Raw genomic sequence first — 25,371 nt, 5'->3', positions numbered from 1 at the left:
AACCGGCGGACGCGGCGGCGACGCGGGGTGAGAAACGGCGACACCACCGCCGTCGGAGGCGGTAGTTTTACGATAGAGTCTGCCTAGCAGACTGCATGGACGAACTAGCCCGGCGGACGCCGAGCGACGGCGTCACCGAAGTCGTCTCGGTCGACGACATCGAGTGGGACATCGACACGGACGTACTCGTCGCAGGCGGCGGGGGAACCGGCCTCGTCGCCGCGCTCGCGGCCAGCGAGAACCCCGACGTTCGCGTGACGGTGCTGGAGAAAGCGCCCGAGTGCGGCGGCAACACGTCGCTGTCGACGGGGATGGTCCCCGCGGCGGGGACGCGCCTCCAGCGCGAGGTCGGCATCGAGGAGACGCCCGCGGACATGGCCCGAGACATCTTGGAGAAAAACGACTACGAGGCCGACGAGGAGCGCGTCCAGTACCTCTGCGAGGAGAGCGCGAACCTCATCCACTGGCTCGTCGACGACTGGGACATCACGCTCCACATCGTGGACGACTTCAAGTATCCCAAACACTCCGAGTACCGGATGCACGCCCCGGAGGGCCGAAACGGCGAGAACCTCGTCGCCGAACTGGTCGAGCGCGTCGAGTCGACGCCGAACATCGAACTCCTGACGAACGCGCCCGTGAAGCGACTGGTCGCGGAGGACGGCGCGGTTCGGGGCGTCGTCGCCGGCCTCGGCCACGACGAGGCCATCGAGGCCGAGCGGGTCATCCTCGCCACCGACGGCTTCGCCGGCAACCGCGAGATGGTCACCGACTACTGCGAGGCGGATGTCGAGCGGGCGCTGTACTTCGGCGCTGACGGCAACACCGGCGACGGCGTCCGCTTCGGCGCGGAGCTCGGCGGCGAACTCGCCTGCATGGACGCCTATCAGGGCCACGCGACGGTGGCGAGCCAGACGGGCGTGCTGTCGACCTACGCGGTCACGATGAACGGGGGCATCCTCGTGAACCGAGACGGCGAGCGCTTCGGCGACGAGTCCGCGGGGTACAGCGAGTTCGCCATCTCGGTGCTCAAACAGCCCGGCGAGCAGGCGATTCAGTTGTTCGACGAGCGCATCTTCGAGAAGCTCCGCGGGCAGTTCGAGGACTTCGACGACGCCATCGAGCGGGGGACCTACCACACCGCCGACTCGGTCGCGGCCCTCGCGGAGCGACTCGGTGCCGACGGCGAGGCCGCCGCGGAGACGGTCGCCGCCTACAACGAGGCGGCCGCGGCGGGCGAGCCGGACGAAGTCGGTCGCGTCGACGGCGCGAGCCCGCTGGAAGCGCCCTTCTACGGGGCCAAAGTCACCGGCGCGCTCTTCCACACGCAGGGCGGCCTCGTCGTCGACGAACACGGGCGCGTCCTCCGAACCGACGGGAGCACGGTGGAGAACCTCTACGCCGGGGGCGGCACCGCCTGCGGCATCAGCGGTCACGGCGCGGGCGGCTATCTCTCCGGCAACGGGCTGACGACCGCGCTCGGCTACGGCCGCCTCGCTGGCATTCACGCCCGCGAATCGCTCGACTGACGCCGCGGCGGGGTCACGGCCCCGGAGTAGAACAATCGAAACGACTCGTTTTCGACTCAATTTGCCGACCCGTACTCGATTCGTTGCAGGAATATCCACAGAACGTGACAACACGAGTACGGGAGGATTTATTACAGTAGGCACTAACCTCGATACCGATTGCCATGGGTAAGACTCTCAAGTCTTCGACGAGCAACAGGCGACGCTTCCTCAAAGCAACGGGCGCGAGCGTCGCGGCACTGACACTGGCCGGCTGTGCGAGCGACGACGCCGGAAACGGCGGCGGGTCGGGCGGCGACTCCGGCGGTGACTCGGGCGGGTCCGGCGGCGAGACGGGCACCGCGACGGGGACGCCCGAACAGTCCGTCGACGAGGTCGTCATCGGGTCGAACCACCCGCTTTCGGGCAGTCTCGCCGCGACGGGCGTCGGGATGAGCAACGCCATCAAACTCGCCGCGATGCGGAAAAACGAGGAGGGCGGCATCGAATCGCTCGACGGCGCGGAAGTGACCGTCATCGAGGGCGACAACCAGGGCGCACAGGAGCTCGGCGGACAGGTCAGCGAGGAACTGCTCAGCGAGGGCGCGGACGTCCTCACCGGCTGTTACTCCTCGCCGGTGACGACGGCGGCGACGCAGGTCGCGGAGCGACAGGGCGTCCCCTTCGTCATCTCAATCGCGGCGGCGGACAACATCCTGCAAGGCCGCGACTTCAACTACGTCTACCGGCCCCAACCCCCGGCGCGCCGATTGGCGAGCGACTACGCGGACCTCGTGCCGTCGGTCATCCGCGACGGCGGCGGCACCATCGACACGGCGGGGCTGTTCTACATCAACAACAGCTACGGGCAGGCGATTCGGGACAGCCTCCGCGAGTTCCTCCCCGAGCAGAACGTCGAAATCGTCGAGGAGACGGCCATCGAGTTCGGCGCGTCGAACGCCAACACGCAGGTGTCGCGGCTCCGGAGCGCCGACCCCGACACCATCATCGCCACGACGTACGTCGCCGGCGGCGTCCTGCTCGCACAGGCGTTGCAGGACCAGGACTACCGGCCGCCGTACCTGACCGCCTCGGCGTCCGCGACGTTCACCGACGACGACGCCGTCAGCGACATCGGCGAGTTCGCGAACGGCGTGCTGGACAACAACTACGCGCTGAACCCGACGGTCGACAAGACCGCCGAGGTGCGCTCGCAGTTCCGCGACAACTACGACCAAGAGTTCTCGGCGTCGGTCGGGATGGCCTACACCGCGGCGGAGGTCATCATCCAGGCGGTCGAAGAAGCCGGCAGCGTCGACCCCGACGACATCAACGAGGCGCTCATGGGGCTCAGCTACGAGGACCACATCTCCGCGATGGGCGCAATCGAGTTCGACGACCAAGGCGAGAACGTCAACGCGCTCGGCCCGGTGAACCAGGTCCAGGACCTCTCGGTCAGAGTGGTCTACCCCGAGGAGTACGCGGAGGCCGAACCGCAGGTCTAACCGCTACCCGCGACCGCCGTCACGTCAACGAACCGTCTCGAAAGATAGCCACCTTTTATGGGGGTTGCCAACAATTCCCGAGCGTAGAAACCGCATGGGACACCTAGTCACATCGGTCGCGCCGCTGCCGCTCCAGGGCGGTGGCCTCGGCCGATTCATCGACCCGTTCGCACAGTTCCTGACCGACATCACCAATCTGGAGCCCGTCCTCCTGCAGCTGCTCGCGTTCGGCCTCCTGCTCGGGGGCGTCTACGCGCTGACGGCGCTGGGGCTGACGATGATATTCGGCGTGATGGACGTCATCAACTTCGCCCACGGCATCTTCCTCGTCGTCGGGATGTACTCGGTGTGGTTGGTCTCCGAGACGGCCGGCATCAGCCCGTTTCTCGGCATACCCATCGCCGCCGCGGTGCTGTTCGCCCTCGGGGTGGTCGTCCACATACTCACGGTCGAACCCATCATCGAGGCCCCCCAGCAGAACCAGCTCATCGCCACGCTGGGCGTCCTCTTTATCATCCAGTCGGCCATCGAAATCGTGTTCACGCCCGACCCCCAGCAGGTCGAACTGTCGCTCGGGTCGGTGCAGGTCGGCGACGTGTTCATCCCGCTCGGACAGTTCTACGCGCTCGTCATCGCGCTCGGAACGATGCTCGCCGTGCGGGCGTTCCTGAACCGGACCGACCTCGGCCGGAAAATCCGCGGCACGGCCGACAACCGCGACGGCGCGCGCTACGTCGGCATCAACGTCCGCCGCATCAACTACCTCACCTTCGGTATCGGCGCGGCGCTGGCCGGCGTCGCCGGCGGCTCTATCGCGCTGTTCCAGCGGTTCGACCCCTTCACGGGCGAGACGTACCTCATCAACGCCTTCGTCATCGTCATCCTCGGCGGCCTCGGCTCGTTCCCCGGCGCGTTCGTCGGCGGCCTCATCGTCGGGCTGATTCAGGTGTTCGGCGGCTACTACCTCCCCGGAACCACCGCGCAGGTGCTCATCTTCCTGCTTTTCATCGGGACGCTCCTCGTCAAGCCCGAGGGACTCTTCGGAGGTGCTGAGGCGTGAGCGCAATCGAGTCCGTCCGCGACCGCTACCGGACGTTCGACGACCGGCGGTACGCCCCGCTCATCAAGGGCGTCGCGCTGTTCGGCCTGCTCGCGGCGCTCCCGACGCTCATCGAAATCGACGTCGCCGGGATGGAAATCGCGGCGCTGTTGAGCCTGAAAGTGCTCATCCTCACGGTCATCTACGCCTACACGGCGCAGGCGTGGAACATCATGTCCGGCTACACCGGGCAGTTCTCGTTCGGGCACGCGGCGTTCTTCGGCGTCGGCGCGTACGCCACGCAGGCGCTCGTCGTCGATTTCGCGGTGAACCCGTGGGTCGGCATGCTCGTCGGCGGCGTGCTCGCGGCGGGGTACGGCCTCGTCATCGGCGCGCTGTCGTTCCGCTTCAACCTACAAGGCCACTACTTCGCGCTGGCGACGCTGGCGTTCGCGGAACTGCTCCGCTTCGTCGTCACCAACATGTCGGAGCTCCGCGGGGCCAACGGCTACTTCAAGCCGTTCCCGCGTGACTACGGCGCGGAGTACGGCCTCGTCGCCTTCCAGTTCCAGAACGACCTGCCGTACTACTACCTCATCGTCGGCTTCCTGCTCGTCGTGACGCTCGTCTCGTGGATCATCAAGAACTCGTGGGTCGGGCTGTACTTCTTCGCCATCCGCGAGGACGAGCGGGCCGCCGCCAGCGTCGGCGTGCCGAGCTTCCGGTACAAGCTCATCGGCGTCGCCGTCAGCGCCTTCTTCACCGCCCTCGGCGGTGCCTACTGGTCGATGTACTTCAACACCATCCGCCCCGACACCGTGTTCGCGCTGTTCAAGAACGTCGAACTGCTCCTCCCCGCCGTCGTCGGCGGCCCGGGGACGCTTTTGGGCCCCATCGTCGGCTCGTTCATCGTCACCCCCGTCAGCGAGGTGGCGCGGACGACGTTCTCCGACATCAACGGCCTCGACCGCATCATCTACGGCGCGTTCCTCGTGGCTATCGTCATCTACTCGCCGCGCGGCGTCGTGAGCTGGCCGAATCAGGCGCGCGCCCTCTGGACCCGCGTCCGCGGCGACGAGGAGGTGAGCGAGTGATGTCGGCAGACGAGACGAACGCGCAGAGCGTCGACGACCCGGACGCCGACATCGACCGCGACGGCGAGCGGATTCTGTCGGTCGAGGGCGTCGGCAAGCGCTTCTCCGGCCTGCAAGCGCTCGACGACGTGGACATGACCGTCAACCGCGGCGAGATTATCGGCCTCATCGGGCCGAACGGCGCGGGCAAGACCACGCTGTTCAACTGCATCAGCGGGGCGTTCCCGCCGACGAGCGGGACCGTCAGACTCGACGGCGAGGTCATCTCCGGCCTCCCGGCGCACAAAATCGCGCGGGCGGGGCTGGCGCGGACGTTCCAAATCACGCGCCCGCTGGAGGAGCTGACCGTCGTCGAAAACGCGATGGTCGGCGCGCACATCCACACGCGCCGCCGGAGCGAGGCGCGCGAAATCGCCATGGAGAACCTCGAATTCGTCGGGCTCGCGGACAAGGCCGAAGAGGAGGCGGGCGAACTCACCGTGGGCGCACAGAAGCGCCTCGAACTCGCCCGCGCCGTCTCGACGCGGCCGGAAATCCTGCTTCTCGACGAGATTATGGCGGGGCTCACCCCGTCGGAGTCGCAGCAGATGCTCGACCTGTTCCGCCAACTGCGCGAGCGCGGGACGAGCCTGCTCGTCATCGAACACGACATGAAAGCCATCATGAACATCTCGGACTACGTGAAAGTGCTTGACCAAGGGAAGGGCATCGCCTTCGGCGCGCCGGAGACGGTGGTCGAAGACGACCGCGTCATCGAGGCCTACATCGGGGGGTTCGACGTCGATGCTTGAACTGCGCGGCGTCCGCGCCGGCTACGACGACATCGAGGTGCTCCACGGCGTCGACATGCACGTCGACGAGGGCGAAATCGTCGCGCTCATCGGCTCGAACGGCGCGGGCAAGACCACGACGATGCGCACCATCTGCGGCATCCTCTCGCCGAGTCACGGCGAGATAACCTACCGCGACGAGGCGATTCACTCGAAGGCCTCCCACGAAATCGTCGAGCGCGGCATCGTGCAGGTCCCGGAGAACCGCGACCTGTTCACCAACATGACCGTCATCGACAACCTGCTTCTCGGCGCGCAGACCGAGGAGGCGAAGGCGCACCGCGAGGAGAACCTCGACGAGATGCTGGAGCTGTTCCCCCGGCTCGCGGAGCGCAAAAACCAGCGCGCCGGCACCATGTCCGGCGGGGAACAGCAGATGCTGACCCTCGCTCGCGCGCTCATGGGCGAACCCGACCTGCTCATCCTCGACGAGCCCTCCATCGGTCTCGCGCCGCACCTCGTCCAAGAGGTGTTCGACGTCATCGAGGACATCCACGCGCAGGGCATGACGGTGCTCATGGTCGAACAGAACGTCCAGCAGACGCTCAAGCTGGCCGACCGCGGCTACGTCATGGAGAACGGCCGCATCAGCATGACCGCCGACGGCGACCAACTCCTCGAAGACGAGGGCGTCGTCGAGGCGTACCTCGGGGTCTGAGATGGCCGACGAAGCGCTCGCGTCGTTCGTCTCCGACCTCGACCGGACCGACCTCCCCGCGTCGGTCGTCGAGCGCGCGTCCCTCGTCGTCGCTGACACCATCGGCGCGGTGCTGGGCGGCGCGTCGGACCCCGCGGTCGCCGCGTTGGCGCGCCGCTGGGCCGACGAGAACGGCGGCGAATCGACCATCATGGGGACCGCGGGCGAGCGGACCACCGCGTACCGCGCCGCGTTCGTCAACGCGACCGCCGGGAGCGTTCTCGAACTCGACGAGGGCCACCGCTTCGCGGCCGGTCACCCGGCGATTCACGTCCTGCCCGCGCTCCTCGCGGACGGCGAATCGGCCTACCGCAGCGGCGACGAGTTCCTGACGGCGTTCGTGGCCGGCTACGAGGCGGCGGTCCGCGCCGCCGAGACGGTGGTCCCGCTCGCGGACGGTCTCCACCCCCACGGCGTGTGGGGGGGCGTCGGGACCGCCGCGGCCGTCGCCCGACTCCGCGGCCTCGACGCCGAGACGACGCTCGACGCGATGCGCATGGCGGCGAACTACGCCCAGCACACCCGGTTCGAGGCGGCCACCGAGGGCGCGACCGTCAGAAACGGCTACGTCGGGATGAGCAACCTCTCGGGGCTGCTCGCGGTCGACCAAGCCGAATCGGGGTTCACCGGCCTCGACGACGGCGTGGCCCGACACCTCGAACCCGTCGCCGCGGACGGCCCCGACCGGAGCGCCCTCGCGGACGGCCTCGGCGAGCGCTGGGAAATCGAGCGCGGCTACTTCAAGGTCCACGCGGCCTGCCGCTACACCCACGCCGCCCTCGACGCCGTGGCGCTCCTCGTCGAGGAGACGGGCGTCGGCGCGGCCGACATCGACGCCGTCACCGTCGAGACGTACCCCGCCGCGGCCGCGTTATCGGAGCCGGCACCCCAGAACGCCCTGCAAGCGAAGTTCTCGGTTCCCTTCGCCGTCGCTTCGGCGCTGACGACCGGCGAGACGGGCAAGGAGGCGTTCACCGACGAGGCGCTGACGAAGACCGCCCTCGGATTCGCCCGGCGCGTGGACGTGGTCGCCACCGAGGAGTTCGCGGCCCGCGCACCAGACGAGCGCGGCGCGCGCGTCACCGTCGAGACGGCCGATGGCGAGCGGTACGCCCGCGAGGTGCGCGCCGCCCGGGGCGGCGAACACGACCCCGTCACCGAATCGGAACTCCGAGCGAAGTTCGACCGACTCGTCGCGCCCGTCATCGGTGACGGCGGCGTCGACGGCCTCTGGACCGCGGCGACCGAGCCCGCCGCACCCCGCGTGCTCTGCGCCCTCACTCGGGCCTGAGCACCCCGACACTCACTGAGACCACTGAAACCATGATTTCACACGAGCCAGTCAGAGACTGGGAACGACAGCTGTACGGCTTTCTGACCGACGAACTCCCCGACGACGTGCGCGCGGACGGCGAGCGAATCGTCGCGGACGTACTCGCGGCGACCGTCGCGGGAGCGGCCGCGCCCCAACACGCGGGCGTCTTCCGCGACGCGAAACTGGCCGACGGCCCGGCGTCCGTCCTCGGGACCGACCGCCGGGTCGACCCGTCGCAGGCGGCGCTGTTGAACGCGACGGCGGCGATAACACAGGAGATAGAGGAGGGCCACAACCGCGGCGGCCACGTGGGCGCGAGCATCGTCGCGGGCGCGGTCGGCGTCGCCGAGGCCAACGACGTCGACGGCGAGACGTTCGTCGAGGCCTGCGTCCGCTCGTACGAGCTCTGCGCGCGCTTCGAGTACGCCATCTTCGCCATGAAGGCGCGGATGAACGAGGCGATACCGTGGCTCGTCCGCGACCCGCACTCGACGTGGACGACGCTCGGCCCGGCGCTGACCGCCGCCGGCCTCCGCGGGTCGCCCGCGGCGATGGAGGCCGTCTACGACCCGTTCGAGACGCTCCTCGCGGACGGCGAGTTCGCCGCGCTGTTCGACTCGCTCGGCGACGGCTGGTGGCTCACCGAGGCCTACCAGAAGCCGTACCCGTCGTGTCGCTACACCCACGCCCCGCTCGACGCGCTTCGGGACGCCGGCGCGGACGACCTCGCACCCGACGACGTGGACCGAATCGACGTGTACACCTACCGCAACGGCGTCGAGATGAGTCACGCGCGGCCCGAGACGCTCACCGCGGCGAAGTTCTCGACGCCGTACGTCCTCGCCCGCTGGGTCGCGGACGGGCGCGTCGAACTCGACGACTTCCTCGACGACGCGCTCGACGACGAGGCCGTGCAGGCGCTCTCGGAGCGCGTCCACCTCCACGCCGACGAGGCGTTCGAGCGGGCCTTCCCCGACGACTGGGGCGCGCGCGTCGAAGTGACCGCCCGCGACGGGAGCCGCTACGTCGGCGAGCGCGAGTACCCCCGCGGCGACTTCCGCGACCCGCTGTCGGAGTCCGACCTCACCGCGCGCAACCGCGCGTTGCTCGCGTTCGGTCTCGGTGAGGACGCCGCGGATGCGGCGCTCGACGCGCTCTCGTCGGTCGGGGCGAACCCGGTCCGCGAGACCGTCGCCGCGCTGACGCGGCGATAAACCGAACACTCGTTCGTTCAGTCCGAACGAGACGGTAACAATTATTACCGCACTCGATTAGTGATAACTATGAACACGGACGGAAACGGCGCGGCGGGAACAATCGGCGCTACGAAAACCTCGTTCGGCATCGTCGAACACATCAGAGACCACGACGCGAGCGGGGTGTCGGAGATTGCGAACGGCCTCGGAATCTCGAAGAGCACGGCTCACAACCACCTCAAGACGCTCGCGGAACTCGGGTACGTCGTCAGGCAGGGCGACGAGTACGCGCTGGGCCTGAAGTTCCTCGACCTCGGTGACCACGCCCGGACGCGACACGCGCTGTACCACGCCTCTATCGGCGAGATGGACGACCTCGTCGAGGCCGTCGGCGAGCGCGGACAGGTGATGGTCGAGGAGAACGGCCGCGGCGTCTACATCTATCAGGTGAAGTCCGAACAGGGCCTCCAGACCGACTCGCACATCGGCACGACCGTCGACCTCCACACCACGTCGGTCGGCAAGTCCTACCTCGCGTTCTGCGACGAGGAGCGTCGAAACGAGATACTCGACGGCGAACTGACGCGCCTGACGACGAAGACGATAGACGACCGCGACGCCCTCGAAGCCGAGTTGGCGACGATTCGCGAGCGCGGCTACGCCTTCAACGACGAAGAGCGCATCACCGGCATGCGGGCGGTCGGCGCGCCGATTCTCTCCGACGACGAAACCATCCTCGGCGCGATTAGCGTCTCCGGCCCGACCACCCGGATGAAAGGCGAGTGGTACCACACGGAGGTCCCGGAGATGGTGACGCAGGCCGCCCGCGTCATCGGCATCCGCGCGACGTACTCGTAGCGTCTTACCGTGAGGAACAACTGTTCGGCTGTGCCGTATCGCGAGCGATAGTCGACGACGGACGCGTCGGACTCAGCGTCGCTCGGACCGAACCGACGAAGTCCGATTTGAATTACAAAGTTAGCTCTGTAATGGTGAACGAATCGACTCGGCACGACCCGTGACACGGATACGGGCGTCACGCGCCACGGCCGGAATCGAGCGAGCACGTCGGCGGACATATCACTAAGATTGGAACACACACGAGTATGATATGTTTTCGTCACCGACTCTCGCGGGGAGAGGAAACTCGATTCGGGGTCAGCGTTTCGACGGCCGGGAGCGAGTTCCACTCGCGGCGACGCAAACAGGACGAACGATGCGTTTTTGATGCTATACGCGGTGTATTCGAGCGAAAAGTCGGTTGTCGTCGTGACGAGTGATTCGGTGGGGGCGGCCCGTTTTCGGTTCGAGTGTCGAGCGCTTCGAGTCGGTCCGGGAGTATATATCGACTCGAAGTACGTGGCAGTTTTCAAAAATGAATGTGGGAACAGCGGTTAATCTGACAATCGGACGAGCGCGGCGCGACCGACGTGTCGAGGCGAGCGCCGTCGCTCTGCGAGGGCGCGGTCGCCGGCGTGGCGGTTTCACCCTCGCTCTATCGCGTCGTATCGCGTCGCGGGTCGGCCGCGACGACGCCGGAGTCAGTCGGCCATCGGGGCCTGCAACTCGCGTTCGGCCTCCTCGTCGACCTCGACGGGACCCTCGGCGAAGACGACGCCGTGTGCGCCCTCGCGCTCCTTCGCGCTCGCCGCGACGCGGACGAAGGAGGCCTTCTCGCGAGCGTCCGCGAGCGTGTGACCGCCGCAGTAGCTCACGCCGGAGCGAATCCCGCCGAGGAACTCCTCGACGAGCGGTTCGACCGGTCCCTTGTAGGGCGTGAGCGCCTCGACGCCCTCGCCGGCGTCCACGTCGCTCTGTTTGTCCTCGCGGTCGTCTGCGGCCTCCGTGGAGGCCATCCCGCGGGAGCGCTTGTACGTCTCGCCGTCGACCTCGACGACCCGGCCCGGTGCCTCGTCGGTCCCGGCGAAGAAACTGCCCATCATGACGGTGTCCGCGCCGGCCATGAGCGCCTTCGCGGCGTCGCCGGAGGTCCGAATCCCCCCGTCTGCCATGACGTGGATACCGAGGTCGTGCGCCCGCTCGGCGCACTCCGAGACGGCCGTGAGCTGCGGGTAGCCCGCGCCCGCGACCTCGCGGGTCGTGCAGTGCGACCCCGGTCCGACCCCGACTTTCACGCAGCCCGCGCCGGCCTCCCAGAGGTCCTCGACCGCCGCCGGCGTGACGACGTTGCCCGCGACGATTTCGGGGTCGAACTCGTCGCGAATCCGTTCGACGGCGTCGAGACACCGCTCCATGTGGCCGTGGGCGATATCCATCACAATCGCGTCCGCGCCGGCGTCGAGGAGCGCCTCGGTCCGGTCGAGGTAGTCCTCGTTGATGCCGACCGCGCCCGCGACGGTCCCGCCCGCCTCGGCGACGCGGCGGACCTGTTCGGCCTGCTCGTCCACGTCGAGGAAGCGGTGGACGACGCCGAGGCCGCCGAGGCCCGAGAGCGTCCCCGCGAGTTCAGCTTCGGTGACGGTGTCCATGGCCGCGCTAACGAGCGGCGTGTCGAGGCGCAAGTCGGGCGTCACGTTGGTCGAGAGGTCCACGTCGCTCCGGCTGTCGACCGGGGAGCGCTGCGGAACCAGCAATACGTCTCCGTAAGAGAGTCCTGTGCGAATCTCCATCGTAACCCTCCACAGCCGAGGGGTGCGAGGGTCATAACGCCGACGAACGCGGTTCGCGTCGCCGCGGAACGAAACTATTACACGCTGGCGTTCGTCCGTTCACTAACACACGGCGCCGCGCTCGTGCGAATCTCCGACCCATCGTAACCCCAACACAGTCGCCGTTCGCGGGCCGTGTGGTTCGAACCGTCCGCGAGCGACCGCACCGCGCGAGAGCGAGCTACCGGACTCGAATCCGGCGCGGAGTTCGCAAGCGTTTTGGTAGGCTGATATTGACGGATAGTTGCCGTACCGGCCGTGCCACCTCGAGTCGGTATCGGTAGGTGGATCAGAGGCAACCCACAACGTCGCGATTGGTCCCCGCCTCAGTACATCTCCGACCGAAGACATTTCTTCCGCGCAGTCCCTTAGGAGGGTATGCAGACAGTCATTCTCGCCGCCGGCCGCGGCACCCGGATGCGTCCGCTCACGGACCGCCGACCCAAGCCCATGCTCCCCGTGGCCGACCGGCCGCTGGTCGCGCACACCGCCGACGCCGCCGTCGCGGCCGGCGCGACGGACATCACGCTCGTCGTCGGCTACGAGGCCGCTGACGTGCGCGACTACTTCGGTGACGAGCGCGGGGGCGTCCCCGTCGAGTTCGCCGTCCAGTCGGAACAGCGCGGGACGGCCGACGCGGTCCGCGCCGCGGCCCCCCATCTCGACCCCGACGAGGCGTTCGTCGTGCTCAACGGCGACGCGCTGTACGACGTGCCGTCGCTGTCGACGCTGTACGAGGGGACGCCCGCGGTCGGGTCGTTCCGCGTCGACGACCCGAGTTCCTACGGCGTCCTCGACACCGACGACGAGGGCTTCGTCACCGGCGTCGTCGAGAAGCCCGCCGACCCGCCGTCGGACCTCGTCAACGCCGGCGCGTACGTCTTCCCCGCCGAGGCCCACGACTGGCTCGACGTGGCCGAGAGCGACCGGGGCGAACTCGAACTGACCGACGTGCTCGCGGCGACCTGCGAGGCCTACGACGTGCGCGGCGTCGCCTTCGACCGCTGGCTCGACGTGGGGCGGCCGTGGGAACTCCTCGAAGCCAACGAGTGGAAACTCGACGAACTCGACCCGCGAATCGACGGCGACGTGTCCGAGCGCGCCGAACTCGACGGGCCGGTCGTCGTCGAGGCAGGCGCGACGGTCCGCTCGGGCGTGGTCATCGAGGGACCCGTCCTCGTCCGCAGCGGGGCCACGGTCGGGCCGAACGCCTACGTCCGCGGGCGCACGCTCGTCGGCGAGCGCGCCAAGGTCGGCCACGCGGTCGAGGTGAAAAACAGCGTTCTGATGGAGGGTGCGACGGTCGGCCACCTCTCGTACGTCGGTGACAGCCTCCTCGGCCGCGACGTGAACTTCGGCGCGGGGACGAAGGTGGCGAACCTCCGCCACGACGGCGAAGCCGTCCGGCAGATGCTCAAGGGCGAACTCGTCTCCTCGGGTCGCCGGAAGTACGGCGTCGTCCTCGGCGACGAGGTGAAAACCGGCATCAACGCCTCGCTGAACGCGGGCGTCAGAATCCCGACCGGCGGCACGGTCAAACCCGGCGAGTCCGTCCTCTACGACCGCATCGACGAGCGAGAGGCTGCGGACGAGACGGACGGAAGAGACGAGTGAGCGAGGCGTGAACGAACACGCGTCGGATACGTCTTGACAATCGTATAACAGTTAATCTGCCAAACAGTTATCAGACAGACCGTCGAACAACAGCCACAGCGCATGGACGTAATCGAGGGGGAGTCGTCGGCGATACGCGTGCTCTACGTCGATGACGACGAGGGGCTGTTGGCGCTGACGAAGCGGTTTCTCGAATCGTCGGACGACGGTATCGAGGTCGAGACGACCGACTCGCCGCGGCGGGCGCTGCGACTCCTCGAATCGGAATCGTTCGACGCGGTCGTCTCCGACTATCAGATGCCCGAGATGTCTGGGCTCGAACTGCTGTCGGAGCTCCGCGACGGGCGCGACTCCGGCATTCCCTTCGTCATCTTCACCGGACGGAGCCGCGAGGAGGTCGCCATCGAGGCGCTGAACCTCGGGGCGGACAGCTACCTCCAGAAGGGCGGCGACCCGACGGCGCAGTACGGCGTCCTCCGGCAGACGCTCGTCCGCATCACGGAACACCGGCGCGCGGAACGGCGACTCCGCGAGCGCGAGGCGTATCTCCGCGTCACCCTCGACTCCATCGCCGAGGGCGTCGTCGCCACCGACGCCGACGGGACGGTCGTCCAACTGAACCGGACCGCCGAGGAGATAACCGGCTACGACGCCGAGGCCGCCGTCGGCGAGCAGCTTTCGGACGTGCTCCACCTCGTCGACGGCGCGACCGGCGAGCGCATCGACCCGGTGCGACGCGTCGCCGACGCGGACGGGGCGGTCGAACTCGCCGCGGGGACGAAACTCGTGACGAGCGACGGCGACGAGCGCTACATCGAAGACAGCATGTCGCCCATCAGGACCGACGACGGGTCGGTCGAGGGCGTCGTCGCCGTGTTCCGCGACGTGACCGAGGCCTACCGCGAGCGGGAGCGACGGGAGCGCCAACAGCGGGCGCTCATCGACCTCGCGACCGACGAGACGGTCATCGCGGGCTCGTTCGAGGACGCGCTGCCGCGAATCACCGAGACGATGGCGACGGTGTTGGACGTCGAGCGCGCGAGCGTCTGGCTGTTCGACGACGCCGAGACGCTCCGCTGTGTCGACCAGTACGACCGGTCGTCGGGCGAGCACAACGCCGGGACGACGCTGACAGCCTCGAACTACCCGTCGTACTTCGCGGCGCTGGAGACGAATCGGTCGCTCGGCGTCGACGACGTTCGGACCGACCCCGCGACCGCAGAGCTTCGGGGCGGCTACCTCGAACAGAAGGGCATCGCGTCGCTGCTCGACGCGACGGTCAGGTCGGGCGGCGAAGTCGTCGGCGTCGTCTGTCACGAACACGTCGGCGAGCCGCGACGGTGGCGGAGCGACGAGCGGCGGTTCGCCGCTGAGGTCGCTGACAACGTGGTCATCGCGCTCATGCGAGCGACCGACGTCGACGCGCTCCCGACGAGCGCCGACGAGGACGGCACAGACGAGACGCGACCGGGACGAGACGAGGGCTGAATCGGCCGTCGCGCCGAGCGACCGGCCGACGGCACCACCACGAGTCTCCGCTTCGACGATTCGAAGCCTCCATTCGGTCAGTTCTCGTCGTCGAAGTCGAATATCGGGTCCCCGAGTCGAGATGAGGGTTGAAAAACGTCGATTCCGCGACGAATCCGGCGAAATCGGCGCAGCACCGTGAAATCTAAAATGCCCGTAGCTCCAAAGAACGTGTATGTCGAACAGCAGCCGATTCGTCGTCGCGACGCACGTGCTGACTAACTTGGCGGTGCGGAGCGACGAGCGGCTGTCTTCCGACCGTCTCGCGTGGAGCGTCAACACGAATCCGGTGGTCATCCGGCAGCTCCTGTGTTCGCTTCGGGAGGCGGACCTCGTCGATTCCAAGCGCGGCCCGACCGGCGGCTTCACGCTGGCCCACGAGCCGGACGCCATCACGCTTCGCGACATCTACGAGGCGGTGGAGGACGCCGAGCCGTTCTGTTTCCACACGAACGAACCGAACGACGAGTGCACCGTCGGCGAACACATCCAGCCGGTGCTCGGGGAACTGCTCGAACCGGCGATTCAGGCGATGCTCGACGAACTCGACTCGGTCACCGTCGCGGACGTCCACGCGGAAATCGTCGAGACGGCGGACGGCGACCCGCTCGAAGCGTAGCGCGGCGTGGAGCGCGGTTCAGGCCGTCGACTGCACCGTCTCACCCTCGGCCGACTCCTCGCGCTCGGCGTCGAGCCACTCGGTGGCCCACTCCTGTATCTCGTCGAACACCGGGCACAGCGAGACGCCCTTGTCGGTCAGCGAGTAGTACGTCGCCACCGGCGCATCCTCTTCCATCCGGCGGTCGACGAAGCCGTGTTCCTGCAAGTCGTCGAGGACGCGAGAGAGCGTCCGCGAGCTCGCGCCGGTCGAACGCTTCAGCTCGTTGAACCGCTTTTCACCGTCTTGGAGGTCGTGGAGGACGATGAGACGCCACTGCGACCCGATTTGTTTCAGCGAGTCGATGATGGGGCAGGGGGCGTCGTCGAGGGTCATATCCGTGGCCATATCCCCACATCGACTTCGACCCTCTTTAGCAGTTCGGTTAGTACACCTGCTTTCGAAACGTTACCTGATTCGGCTCCGGACCGACAGACCGGCCGGCTGGCTTCCGACTGACCCATCACCGACCGACGACCGGCTGGCTGCCGACCAGCCGACCGGGTCGCTCAGGCGAGCAGCCGCGAGAGGAGGAGAAACACGCGCTTGAGGTTCTTCGAGAGGCTCGATTGATTCTCCGAGTAGAGCGTCACGCCGTCGTCCGGCCCGTGAATCTGTACGCAGCGGCCCCGGTCCGACAGGTCCTTCAACTCGATTCCCCGGACCGAATCGAGCGGGATGACGAGGTAGCGGTACTCCTCGTCTTGGATGTCGGCGTTACAGTGGTCGCCGTAGACGTGGATGCTCCGCTCCGTGACCGCGAGTTCGTAGCCGACGTAGCTCATCCCGGCGATTTCGGCCCCGGCGCGACCGCCCTTGACTTTGCCTTTCAGGTGCGAGGCGTCGAGGAGAATTCCGTCAACCATACGCCCGATTCCGAGCGGGCGCTCCTAAGTATTCGCATCCAGTTCTCCGAATTGATTTTCGAGGTTCCGTGGAGCACTCGGCTACCGACGAGAACTCAGTCAAGCGGTCAGCTGGCAGCCGTCGTCCGCGTCGTCGCCAGAGCCATCGGATTCGATAATCGAGTACGACGAGACGAGGTGGTTGACGATGTAGTCGACCGTCGAGGGGTCGTACGTCCAGAAGCCGGTGAAGCCGAACCCCGGTTCGGTCTCCTCGGCGACGAGCGCGCATTTGTAGTCACCGACGCCGTTGCCGTCGTAGGCGACGAACCAGGAGCGCCGAATTTCGTCGGAGCGCGCGAGATGGAGTTGGAACTGGTCGGCCTGCGGGACCTCGCCGTTCGGGTAGATGTACGCGTGGACCGAGAGGTCGTCGCGGCCGCCGAGGCGGCGGTAGGTTTCGAGTTGCGGGCGGAGGTTCCCGCCCGACTGGAAGCCCGAGTGGAGTTCGCCCGCGCCGACGCGCCACGCGCGGTCCTCGATTTCGCGGGTGGCGTTGAGCATCTGCTGCCGGTCGTAGGAGGTAAACAGCGTCTCGTCGAGGTGGTCGAGAATCGGCGCGTACGAGTCGCGTTCGAACCCCGGTTCGACGTCCTCGGGGTGCGCGAGGAGGTCGTCGACCGAGACGGCCGTGTGGAACTCGTCGCCGGTACCCAGCACCGCGTAGTTCGACGGACCCTCGTCGGAACTCGCAGACACCACCGAGACGTTTCGATCCGCGAAATGCTCGGCGAGTCGCCCGACGACGCCTGGCGTCGGATTGAACACCGTCAGCGTTCGTTCCGAGGCGGCGACGCCGGAGATGAGTTCGCTGAGAGACATTACCGGGAGAACGCTACAACGGGTTATCATTCTTTGCAATAATATGGTATGCGAGACCGGCGAGTCGGGACGCGAAACCGGTCGACTCGCCCGGAAGGAAGTCGTTACCGGGAGAGAACAGCGTCCTAACTATGCCCCACAAGCGTGTACGTTCAGTATGATTTCCGACGCGCCCCGTTCTCGGACCCCCGCGGAAGTCGACGACGAACGCGGGACGGGCGACGGCCCGTGGTTCGCCGCCGAGGTCCCCGACATCGTCGCCGGACTCGAAGCCTCGCAGTCCATCGGTCCGGTCACCGCGGCGGCCGCCCGCCAACTCATCGCGGTCGGCCGCGCGAGGGACGCGCTCGCGCTCGTCCTCGGCGAGGTCGACGGGTCGTGGCGGCGATAGGGTCGCTCGTCGCGGCGAGCGACGCGGACTCGGCGGCCGGCGGACTACTTCTCGCGCGAATTCGTGTCTCTGACGTACAGTTCGACCAGCGAGTCGAGCAGGGTCGGAGCCAGTCGAAACCGAACGTCAACGCTGTTTTGCTCGCGGTCGTACGCGAGCTGCTGGACGTCGATGGCGGCCAGAAGCGTGCGCATCGCGTCGACGACGTAGTTGCTCGACCCCGCCTCGACGCGGAGACCGTCACCGAGGTGAATCGAGAGGCCGTCGACGGCCGTCTCGTAACACGTCTTGCTCGGCGCGTCGACTCGCTGAGTCCGTTCGACCAAGCCGAGGCTCGAAAGCGTCTCCAGCCGGCGGTAGATTGTCGATTCGGAGACCTCGCAGCTCTCGGCCAGCTCCTCGGCGGTCATCGGCGCGCGGTTGCACGCCAACAGCACGCTCCGGGAAACGTCGTCTCCGAGCGCGTCGAGGAGGTCGTCGTCGGACGACTCCGGAGTGATATCGGTCTCGTCGGCCGCCGCCGCGGCGTCGCTCTCGTCGGTCAGTGGGCCGGGAGGCTCGTCAGAAGCCGACAGAACGTCGTCCACGAGGTCGCGTCGGGTCATCGCATGTTACCTGACGCGGGCGGGTAATATGTAATCGGTGCCTACAATCGAGATAAGCTTCGCTTATCCACGAACAGTCTCGAATCTCTGAAAACAGCGGTCGGGGACCGAAACCGAACGACTGCGGCGAATTAATGGGTGCGAAACGTCGGAACGCGGCGGTGAGACCCGCCACGACCGCACCACCTGCTCACCGCTCGCTCACGGCTCACTCGACGGTGACGCACTTGGCGAGGTTGCGCGGCTTGTCGATGGGTCGTTCGAGCAGGTCAGCGGCGTGGTACGCGACGAGCTGGAGCTGGACGTTGGCGAGGACGCCGGCGATGTCGGGATGCGTGTCCGGGATTCTGAGTACGTGGTCCGCGAACTCGGTCACTTCGCCCGAGCGGTCGCTCGTGATGGCGATGACGGGCGCGCCGCGAGCTTGGACCTCCTTGACGTTGCTCAGCGTCGCCTCGTCCTCGTGGCCCGTGAAGATAGCGAACACCGGCGACAGCGGCGTGACGAGCGCCAGCGGGCCGTGTTTGAGTTCGGAGGCGGCGAACCCCTCGGCGTGCTCGTAGGATATCTCCTTGAACTTCAGCGCGCCTTCGAGGGCGACGGGGTGGGCGACCCCGCGGCCGATGAAGAAGTACGCGTCGCTGCCCTCGTACTCGATGGCGATTTCGCGGGCCATCGAGGTATCGAGGACCTCCTGTACGTCGCCCGGGAGCCGCGACAGCGCCTCCATCAGGTCGCGCGCTTCGGGCGACTTCGCGCCGGTCACGTCTTCGACGATGCGCTCGGTGAGGAGCGTCAGCGCCGTCACCTGCGACGAGAACGTCTTGGTAGCCGCGACGCCGATTTCCGGGCCGGCGCGGATGAGCAGTTCGTCGTCGCACTCGCGGGTTATCGACGAGCCGACGACGTTCGTGACCGCGAGGGTCCGCGCGCCGGCCGCGCGGGCGCGGCGCACGGCGTCGAGGGTGTCTGCGGTCTCCCCCGACTGGCTGACCGCGACGACGAGCGTGTCTGTCGTCACCGGCGGCTTGATGACCGAGTACTCGCCGGCCATGAACGCGTAGGCGGGGATGCCCCGGGAGTTGAGCAGCGACGCCGCGTACATTCCGGCGTGGTGCGAGGTCCCCATCGCGAGGAGGTGGACCTGCGACACGTCGGCGAACGACTCCGGCGGGAACTCCTCTAGTTCGACGCCGCCGGCGTGGGTGTTCAGCCGGCTCTGGGTGGTCCGCCGGAGCGCGCCGGGTTGTTCGTGAATCTCCTTGTACATGTAGTGCTCGTAGCCGCCCTTCGTCGCCGTCTCGGGGTCCCACTCGACGTGTTCGACGGGGCGGTCGACCGCGCGGCCGGCCGAGTCCGTGATTTCGTAGCCGCCCGAGCGAGTGACGACGAAGTCGCCGTCGTGGAGGTAGATGACGCGCGCCGTGTGCTGGATGAACGCGGGCACGTCGCTGGCGAGGTAGTACTCGCCGTCGCCGACGCCGAGGACGAGCGGCGACCCCGAGCGAGTGGCGAAGATGGCCTCCTCGTCGCCGATGATGGCCGCGAGGGCGTAGCTTCCCGAGAGACTGCCGACCGCGGCGCGGAACGCCTCCTCGGGAGTCGCGCCGTCGCGGAGGTTCTCCTCGATGAGGTGCGGGACGACCTCGGTGTCGGTCTCGCTGCTGAAGACGTGGCCGCGGGCTTCGAGGTCGCTCCGGAGCGATTGGAAGTTCGAGATGATGCCGTTGTGGACGACGGCGATGCGGCCCGACTCGTCGGTGTGCGGGTGGGCGTTGCCGTCGGTGACGCCGCCGTGGGTCGCCCAGCGGGTGTGACCGATGCCGTAGTCGCCGGCGATGGGGTTCTGCTCGACGGCCGCGACGAGTTCGGAGACCTCGCCGACGCGCTTCGTCAGCGAGATGCCCGAGCCGTTTTTGACGGCGATACCGGCCGAGTCGTAGCCGCGGTACTCCAGTCGCTGGAGGCCGTCGACGAGCGAGTCCACGGAGTCGTCCGCGCCGATGCAGGCGGTGATGCCGCACATCAGTGGGTCACCTCCACGCGCTCGCGAACGTCGCCGTGTAAGACCGTGCCGGGGCCGACGACGGCCTCAGCACCGACGCGACTCCCGGGCGTGAGCGTCACGTTCGCGCCGACCTCGGCGCGGTCACCGATGATGCTCCCGAGGCGGCGGTCGGTGTAGAGCCGGCCTTCGAGGATGACATCGGCGCGGCCGCCGGGCGAGACGACGCCGTCGCCGACGGTCGCGCCGGGGCCGACGACGGAGTCGCGGAGGACGACGCCCGCGCCGACCCGCGCGTCGGTCGAAAGAATGGAGCGCTCGATGACGCTGTTCGCGCCGACGGAGACGTTGTTCTGGAGGCACGAGCCACCGCTGACGACCGCGCCCGGCCCCACGTCGCAGTCGTCGCCGACGACGACGTGGTCGCCGAGGAGCGCGCGCTCGTGGACCCGCGCCGACGCGGCGACCGCGTCGTCGTGTCTGCGCGCGAGGAGCGTCTCGGTCACGGAGAGGAGCCCCCACGGGTGAGAGGGGTCGAGCCAGCCGCCGTTGACGAGGACGGACGTGACGTGCCCGTCGAGGTAGTGAATCACGTCGGGAAGCCGCGTCTCGCCGTCGTGCGGCGGGGTGCGCCGGAGCGCCTCGAAGACGGCGTCGTCGAAGACGTAGACGCCCGCGTTGACGAGATAGCCCTCGCTGTCGACGGCGTGTTCGTCGATGTCGGCGATGCGACCGTTGTCCTCGACGACGACGCCGTACTCCTCGGGCGTGTCGGACTCGGCGACCGCGATGGTCGCCACCGAGTCGGTCGTCGAGAAGCGTTCGAGCGCCTTCAAGACGATGTCGGCGTCGACGACGTTGTCGCCGTTGCAGACGACGAACGGGCCGGTGACGAGCTCCTCGGCGAGGAGGAGCGCATGCCCGCTTCCGAGCCGGGTGTCCTGGTGGACGAACTCGATGTCCGCGTCGGGGTACGTCGCAGAGAGGTGCGACTGGATGCGGTCGGCGCGGTGGCCGACGACGACGACGACGCGCTCGATGCCCGACTCGAACAGCGCGTCGAGGACGTACTCGACGACCGGCCGGTTTGCGACCGGGAGCATCGGCTTCGGCTGGAAGGTGGTGAGCGGACGGAGCCGCCGCCCCTCGCCGGCCGCGAGGACGACCGCCTCGGTGAGACGGCCGTTCATGCGTGACCTCCCGCGAGCGACGGGCGTTCAGAACGTGACCGTGACGGTGTGCGAGTCATGAAAGCAACAGGGACCGCGACGGGGATTGTTATACAGCGAGTTCCCCGAACCGGTCTCGCGTTAGGGTCGCGTGTGAGACTGTTGCAAGCGGAGGCCACAGTCCGAAATCGGCAGGGCGGACGGTTCGGACGCGCCTAATCGGATGGTGTCCCACCGACAGTGTCGCGGCGCGACGAAGCCGCCGCGTCGGTGGTATGGACTGCGAATCACACCCGCGGGGTGAGAGCTGACAGCGGTGGGGGAGCCGGGGAGAGCTGATTCGGCGGGAGGAGGAAAAAGGAGAGCAGACAGCGGGGAGGGAAACGGAAAGAGGCGGGCCGAGCGCCGCGGCTGTTCGAAAGCGGAGCGAAGTAAAATCCGGGTGCAGTCGTTCGAAATCGGTATCGTCGCGGACGCGATGAGGACTGACCCACTCAGAGGTCGAGGCGGTCCTTGTACGACTCCATCGCGGTGACGGCCATGAGCGTCGCGGTGCTCAACACGGCCCAGCCGGCGGCCGGGACCTGTTCGAGTCCGGGGACGCCGAGCAGTCCGCCGGAGACGGTCGCGGCCACGCCGGCGGCGATAACGAGGTTCCGCTTGGGCGACGCGGCGAGCGACGCCGACTGCTCGTCGTCGGCGTCGGTGCTGACGATGTCGCCGTCGAGATACTGGTCGAGCTGTTTCGCGGTGTCGAGAAGCGTGATGTCACCGCGGTTCTTCTCGAAGTCGACGATGCCCGCCGAGTCCATCTTCGGCAGGTGGCACTGGTACAGACCGATGTACACGCGCTTGCGTTGGCTCGACGACAGCGCCTTTATCTCGATGCCGTTTTCCTTCGCGGCGATGAACTCGGCCATGTCGCCGAGCTTCGCTTCGCCGTCGTTCTCCTTGAGGAACCGGAGCGCGTCGCGCCGGCGCTGGTTCTTCAGAATCTCGAAGACGATGTCCTTCGAGAGCGCTTCGATTTCGGGTTGTTGCTGCTGTGCTGCGGCCGCGTGAGACCCACCAGTCGTCTCCGCGAGTCGTTCGTTCGCCGTCTGGTCAACAACGTCGGTGTCGGCTTGCAGTGAATCGGTAACCATTGTTCCTTCCTCCCCCACTGTGTAGTCGGGTGCTACCGTGTGTCGTGGTCGGTCGAGAGGGGTGACCGCGAGACGTTAGCACAGACCACAACCTTTGGATGCGCCCCACCAAGCGCGCCCCAGATACAGAGGGTCAGTGAACTAATAGGTTAAACGAGGATATATACTTGTCTGACAATCCCACACTCTGATTTCTCCGACTGTTAGGGTCTCAAAATCTGCAAGTAAAGTGGTTGTAACAATCTATACCAACTCAGACTTTCAATACATCCAACAGTAATAGAATCCGACCAGAAGACGACCGCGTATCCCGTTTTTGGCTGGCGAGCGTCGTTTCTAGATGAGGAAATAAATTCGTACTGTCAGTTAGTCACACGAGCACGACGGTTCGGCAGTAGCATCGACTGAGAATACGTGTGCGGTTGGCGACGGCCCTCTCGGGAGCCGCGACAAGACAGGTTTATTCGGCGGTTATTCCACGAGCGCCTCGAAGGCGTCGGCCGAAGTTCCCCCGTTCCGTTCCGAGAGATACTGCGCGAGCACCAACACGAGGAGCGCCGCGGAGACGAACACCGCGACGGCGCTCCACGAGACGAGCGCGAATCCGGGGAGCCCCGCCCACAGACCGAGAATGAGCGCCCAGCTGAGTGCGCCGAGCAGCGCGTAGTACCGACTCCACGACTCGCTCGCGCCGGGCTGCATCCAGAAGAACCCCCGCTTGGCGACGTTCGGAACGAGTTCGACAGAGCGCTCCTCCTCGTCGTAATCGACCAGACCGGCGCTCTCGAGTTTCGGGAGATGCGTCTGGTACAGCGAGATATACACGCGCTGTCGCTCTTCGTCGGTCACGTCTTCGACCGCCGTTCCGTTCTCTCGAGCAGCGACCATCGCTGCGAGTTCCTTCAGCGAAATCGCCTCGCCCCCCCGATGGAGGAAGTAGAGAATCTGCCTCCGCCGGGAGTTGCTGAGGATGCGGAATAGCTCGTCTTTTGATAGTGTTGTCATCGTCGTGTGCGGGGGTGGTCCCGCACGCGGTGCGAAAGGGGGACCCGACCCGGTTGGGTCGTACTACACCACACCCAACCTTTGTTATCGTGACGTTTCCGGGAGGCACCGAGTCGGTCCCTCCCGCGTATTAAGCTCATCTTCACGCGATTGTTATCGGGGCGCAGACCGTCAGCGAGAGGGAGTAATTGCGGTCTCAGAGACGAGTACACACCTCGCGGATTCAGAGAAAAAACCTCGCGCCGAAACGGGAGCAAACTCGCGACAACGGCGGTAAGGAACCCAATTGTCCAGTATAGAGGTGGCTAACAATACCCGATGGCGGCGATACTTAGATTCGAGACTACATGTTCGAACTGACTGGCTTCCAGCGCGACCTGCTGTACGTGATCGCCGGCGCAGAGCGCCCGTCCGGGCAGGAGATTAAAGAGATGATCAGCAAGGACGTCGGGGAGGTGAATCACGGTCGGCTCTACCCGAACCTCGACGCCCTCGTCGAACAGGGGTACGTCAACAAGGGACAACACGACCGTCGGACGAACTTCTACGAGATGTCCGAGAAAGGACGCGAGTCCATCGTCCAACGCCGAGACTGGGAAAACCGACGCGTCGGGTTCCTCGGATAGCGCACGCTCGTAGACAGAAGAACCGTCCGTTCGAACGCCCGCGGGCGCGAGTGGGACGCTCGCCCCGGAAGAAACCGAAGACGAGAACGACTCGTCGCTGGTGGCCGCATCGGTCCCCGCGGTCTCGTTTGGCCCCCTCCTCCTTTCGCCGCCGGTTCGACCCGAGCGACCGCACCGAGCGCTGACTCCGTCCGACCGCACCGAACCCACACCGAGCGCGACCGCATCCGACGACGCTCGACGCCGAGCCGCCCCGGCCGACCCGGCCGGAGTCTGAGCGGAGAACGAGGCGTGGCGCGGCGTGATATCCGCGGGCAGCGGACTGCGGCGCACCGCGCCGAGTGTTCGTATCAGAAGTTAGTACACTCAGGGAGCGCCAAAAATATCAGAACTCGGATAGTCGAATCGGCGTCCCGAATCCGGGATTAATGCAGCCATAAGAAACGGATTAATTCGAGAATAAAAGAGCGCAGTCAAGCGTTTTCGTCCCTCGAACGAATCGACAGGACTTGTCGTCAAATCGAACAGTAACACCGCCAATAATATCATCGATAGACATTCATGTATTCCTACTAATGTAATTATCGCAACATTTATGGGTGTAATCCGCAACCCCTGAGACATGGTAAGAGAACGGTCCACCGGGCAGGACCCAGAGACGACGACTGACGACGACGTCGGTAGACGCAAATACCTCGCGCTGTGCGGGTCGGTCTCGGCCGCCGGCGCGCTCGCGGGCTTCTCTGGGCTCGGCTCGGCGACGGAACAGACAGGCGAGTCGGCCGACGGCGACGGGCACACGCTCGTCGTCGCCGGCACCGGCTCCGTCTCGTCGTTCGAAGTGACGGTCAGCGGGTCCATCTCACCGCTCCAGTCGAACGGCGCGCTCAGCACGACCGGAACGGTCGGGCCCGCCGCCGAGGGGACCGTCAGCGACGACTCGCGGCGCTACCAGTTCGCGGGCGACATCACCGACTTCCGGTCGACCGACGCGGTGTCGGTCTACGTCGACGGCGTCCGCGTCCCCGACAACTCCTTCTGAGCGC

The 25,371-nt window shown here is 66.8% G+C and carries 24 protein-coding genes; 15 read left to right on the top strand and 9 right to left on the bottom strand.

Translation table 11 applies throughout. From position 1 onward, the window contains the following. Window positions 1-95: 95 nt before the first annotated feature. The 9 genes from E4P24_RS15185 (at window position 96) to E4P24_RS15145 (ending at window position 10,042) form a co-directional block, all read left to right on the top strand. Window positions 96-1,529 carry an FAD-dependent oxidoreductase gene (locus tag E4P24_RS15185; protein WP_004064814.1) on the top strand — a complete coding sequence of 478 codons (1,434 nt, stop codon included), beginning with the start codon at window positions 96-98 and terminating at the stop codon, window positions 1,527-1,529. A gap of 164 nt (window positions 1,530-1,693) precedes the next feature. Then, a complete protein-coding gene (locus tag E4P24_RS15180) occupies window positions 1,694-3,013 on the top strand; it encodes an ABC transporter substrate-binding protein (RefSeq protein ID WP_115803781.1) in 1,320 nt (439 codons plus the stop codon). A 94-nt stretch (window positions 3,014-3,107) separates the two neighbouring features. Further along, complete coding sequence (locus E4P24_RS15175) at window positions 3,108-4,073, top strand: branched-chain amino acid ABC transporter permease (protein ID WP_006600998.1); 966 nt, start codon at window positions 3,108-3,110, stop codon at window positions 4,071-4,073. Next, window positions 4,070-5,146, top strand: a complete 1,077-nt coding sequence (locus tag E4P24_RS15170) for a branched-chain amino acid ABC transporter permease (RefSeq protein ID WP_008606796.1) — start codon at window positions 4,070-4,072, stop codon at window positions 5,144-5,146. The genes E4P24_RS15175 and E4P24_RS15170 overlap by 4 nt, the downstream gene beginning before the upstream one ends. Next, a complete protein-coding gene (locus tag E4P24_RS15165; RefSeq protein WP_004064810.1) occupies window positions 5,146-5,937 on the top strand; it encodes an ABC transporter ATP-binding protein in 792 nt (263 codons plus the stop codon). Before E4P24_RS15170 ends, E4P24_RS15165 begins: the two co-directional genes overlap by 1 nt. Next, window positions 5,930-6,634, top strand: a complete 705-nt coding sequence (locus E4P24_RS15160) for an ABC transporter ATP-binding protein (protein ID WP_004040938.1) — start codon at window positions 5,930-5,932, stop codon at window positions 6,632-6,634. Before E4P24_RS15165 ends, E4P24_RS15160 begins: the two co-directional genes overlap by 8 nt. 1 nt (window position 6,635) lies before the next feature. Beyond that, window positions 6,636-7,964 (top strand): MmgE/PrpD family protein, encoded by a 1,329-nt coding sequence (locus tag E4P24_RS15155; RefSeq protein ID WP_004064809.1) that lies wholly within the window; start codon window positions 6,636-6,638, stop codon window positions 7,962-7,964. Window positions 7,965-7,996: 32 nt separating this feature from the next. Then, window positions 7,997-9,202: an MmgE/PrpD family protein gene (locus E4P24_RS15150; protein ID WP_188148709.1), complete on the top strand. Its 1,206-nt coding sequence runs from the start codon at window positions 7,997-7,999 to the stop codon at window positions 9,200-9,202. 69 nt (window positions 9,203-9,271) lie between these two features. Beyond that, complete coding sequence (locus tag E4P24_RS15145) at window positions 9,272-10,042, top strand: IclR family transcriptional regulator (RefSeq protein ID WP_004064807.1); 771 nt, start codon at window positions 9,272-9,274, stop codon at window positions 10,040-10,042. 683 nt (window positions 10,043-10,725) lie between these two features. On the opposite strand, the gene E4P24_RS15140 is transcribed toward E4P24_RS15145, so the two are convergent. Continuing rightward, window positions 10,726-11,814 carry a guanosine monophosphate reductase gene (locus E4P24_RS15140; RefSeq protein WP_115803786.1) on the bottom strand — a complete coding sequence of 363 codons (1,089 nt, stop codon included), beginning with the start codon at window positions 11,812-11,814 and terminating at the stop codon, window positions 10,726-10,728. A gap of 417 nt (window positions 11,815-12,231) precedes the next feature. Between E4P24_RS15140 and glmU the strand changes: the two genes are divergently transcribed. From glmU to E4P24_RS15125, 3 genes are all read left to right on the top strand, one after another. Further along, the gene (gene glmU / locus E4P24_RS15135; protein ID WP_188148708.1) at window positions 12,232-13,467 is read left to right on the top strand and encodes a bifunctional sugar-1-phosphate nucleotidylyltransferase/acetyltransferase; all 1,236 of its coding nucleotides are present in this window, start codon (window positions 12,232-12,234) and stop codon (window positions 13,465-13,467) included. Between the two features lie 102 nt (window positions 13,468-13,569). Next, window positions 13,570-14,955, top strand: a complete 1,386-nt coding sequence (locus E4P24_RS15130; RefSeq protein WP_115803788.1) for a response regulator — start codon at window positions 13,570-13,572, stop codon at window positions 14,953-14,955. 214 nt (window positions 14,956-15,169) lie between these two features. After that, window positions 15,170-15,613: an Rrf2 family transcriptional regulator gene (locus E4P24_RS15125; RefSeq protein WP_004040945.1), complete on the top strand. Its 444-nt coding sequence runs from the start codon at window positions 15,170-15,172 to the stop codon at window positions 15,611-15,613. Window positions 15,614-15,631: 18 nt separating this feature from the next. Here E4P24_RS15125 and E4P24_RS15120 read toward each other — a convergent pair whose 3' ends face one another. The 3 genes from E4P24_RS15120 to E4P24_RS15110 form a co-directional block, all read right to left on the bottom strand. Beyond that, entirely contained in the window at window positions 15,632-16,000 is a 369-nt protein-coding gene (locus tag E4P24_RS15120) for a helix-turn-helix domain-containing protein (RefSeq protein WP_004040946.1), read from the bottom strand. A 161-nt stretch (window positions 16,001-16,161) separates the two neighbouring features. Next, complete coding sequence (locus E4P24_RS15115) at window positions 16,162-16,518, bottom strand: hypothetical protein (protein WP_004040947.1); 357 nt, start codon at window positions 16,516-16,518, stop codon at window positions 16,162-16,164. Between the two features lie 99 nt (window positions 16,519-16,617). Next, complete coding sequence (locus tag E4P24_RS15110; protein ID WP_006601002.1) at window positions 16,618-17,379, bottom strand: DICT sensory domain-containing protein; 762 nt, start codon at window positions 17,377-17,379, stop codon at window positions 16,618-16,620. 157 nt (window positions 17,380-17,536) lie between these two features. Between E4P24_RS15110 and E4P24_RS15105 the strand changes: the two genes are divergently transcribed. Further along, the gene (locus tag E4P24_RS15105; RefSeq protein ID WP_004040949.1) at window positions 17,537-17,770 is read left to right on the top strand and encodes a hypothetical protein; all 234 of its coding nucleotides are present in this window, start codon (window positions 17,537-17,539) and stop codon (window positions 17,768-17,770) included. A gap of 44 nt (window positions 17,771-17,814) precedes the next feature. On the opposite strand, the gene E4P24_RS15100 is transcribed toward E4P24_RS15105, so the two are convergent. From E4P24_RS15100 to E4P24_RS15080, 5 genes are all read right to left on the bottom strand, one after another. Beyond that, entirely contained in the window at window positions 17,815-18,375 is a 561-nt protein-coding gene (locus E4P24_RS15100) for a helix-turn-helix domain-containing protein (protein ID WP_004064794.1), read from the bottom strand. Between the two features lie 208 nt (window positions 18,376-18,583). Continuing rightward, window positions 18,584-20,401 (bottom strand): glutamine--fructose-6-phosphate transaminase (isomerizing), encoded by a 1,818-nt coding sequence (glmS, locus tag E4P24_RS15095; protein ID WP_115803790.1) that lies wholly within the window; start codon window positions 20,399-20,401, stop codon window positions 18,584-18,586. After that, entirely contained in the window at window positions 20,401-21,570 is a 1,170-nt protein-coding gene (locus E4P24_RS15090) for a sugar phosphate nucleotidyltransferase (RefSeq protein WP_115862054.1), read from the bottom strand. The genes glmS and E4P24_RS15090 overlap by 1 nt, the downstream gene beginning before the upstream one ends. Window positions 21,571-22,043: 473 nt before the next feature. After that, entirely contained in the window at window positions 22,044-22,694 is a 651-nt protein-coding gene (locus tag E4P24_RS15085; RefSeq protein ID WP_115803792.1) for a hypothetical protein, read from the bottom strand. A gap of 471 nt (window positions 22,695-23,165) precedes the next feature. Continuing rightward, complete coding sequence (locus E4P24_RS15080; protein WP_049896204.1) at window positions 23,166-23,699, bottom strand: hypothetical protein; 534 nt, start codon at window positions 23,697-23,699, stop codon at window positions 23,166-23,168. Between the two features lie 347 nt (window positions 23,700-24,046). Between E4P24_RS15080 and E4P24_RS15075 the strand changes: the two genes are divergently transcribed. Both E4P24_RS15075 and E4P24_RS15070 read left to right on the top strand, forming a co-directional pair. Then, on the top strand, window positions 24,047-24,325 hold the full coding sequence (locus E4P24_RS15075) for a PadR family transcriptional regulator (protein ID WP_004040955.1): 279 nt from the start codon (window positions 24,047-24,049) through the stop codon (window positions 24,323-24,325). Between the two features lie 622 nt (window positions 24,326-24,947). Beyond that, complete coding sequence (locus E4P24_RS15070) at window positions 24,948-25,367, top strand: hypothetical protein (RefSeq protein WP_004064785.1); 420 nt, start codon at window positions 24,948-24,950, stop codon at window positions 25,365-25,367. Window positions 25,368-25,371 lie beyond the last annotated feature (4 nt).

This window comes from Haloferax sp. AS1, from assembly GCF_014530665.1.
Classification (GTDB): Archaea; Halobacteriota; Halobacteria; order Halobacteriales; family Haloferacaceae; genus Haloferax; species Haloferax volcanii.
This window is presented reverse-complemented; position numbering and strand designations above follow the sequence as displayed.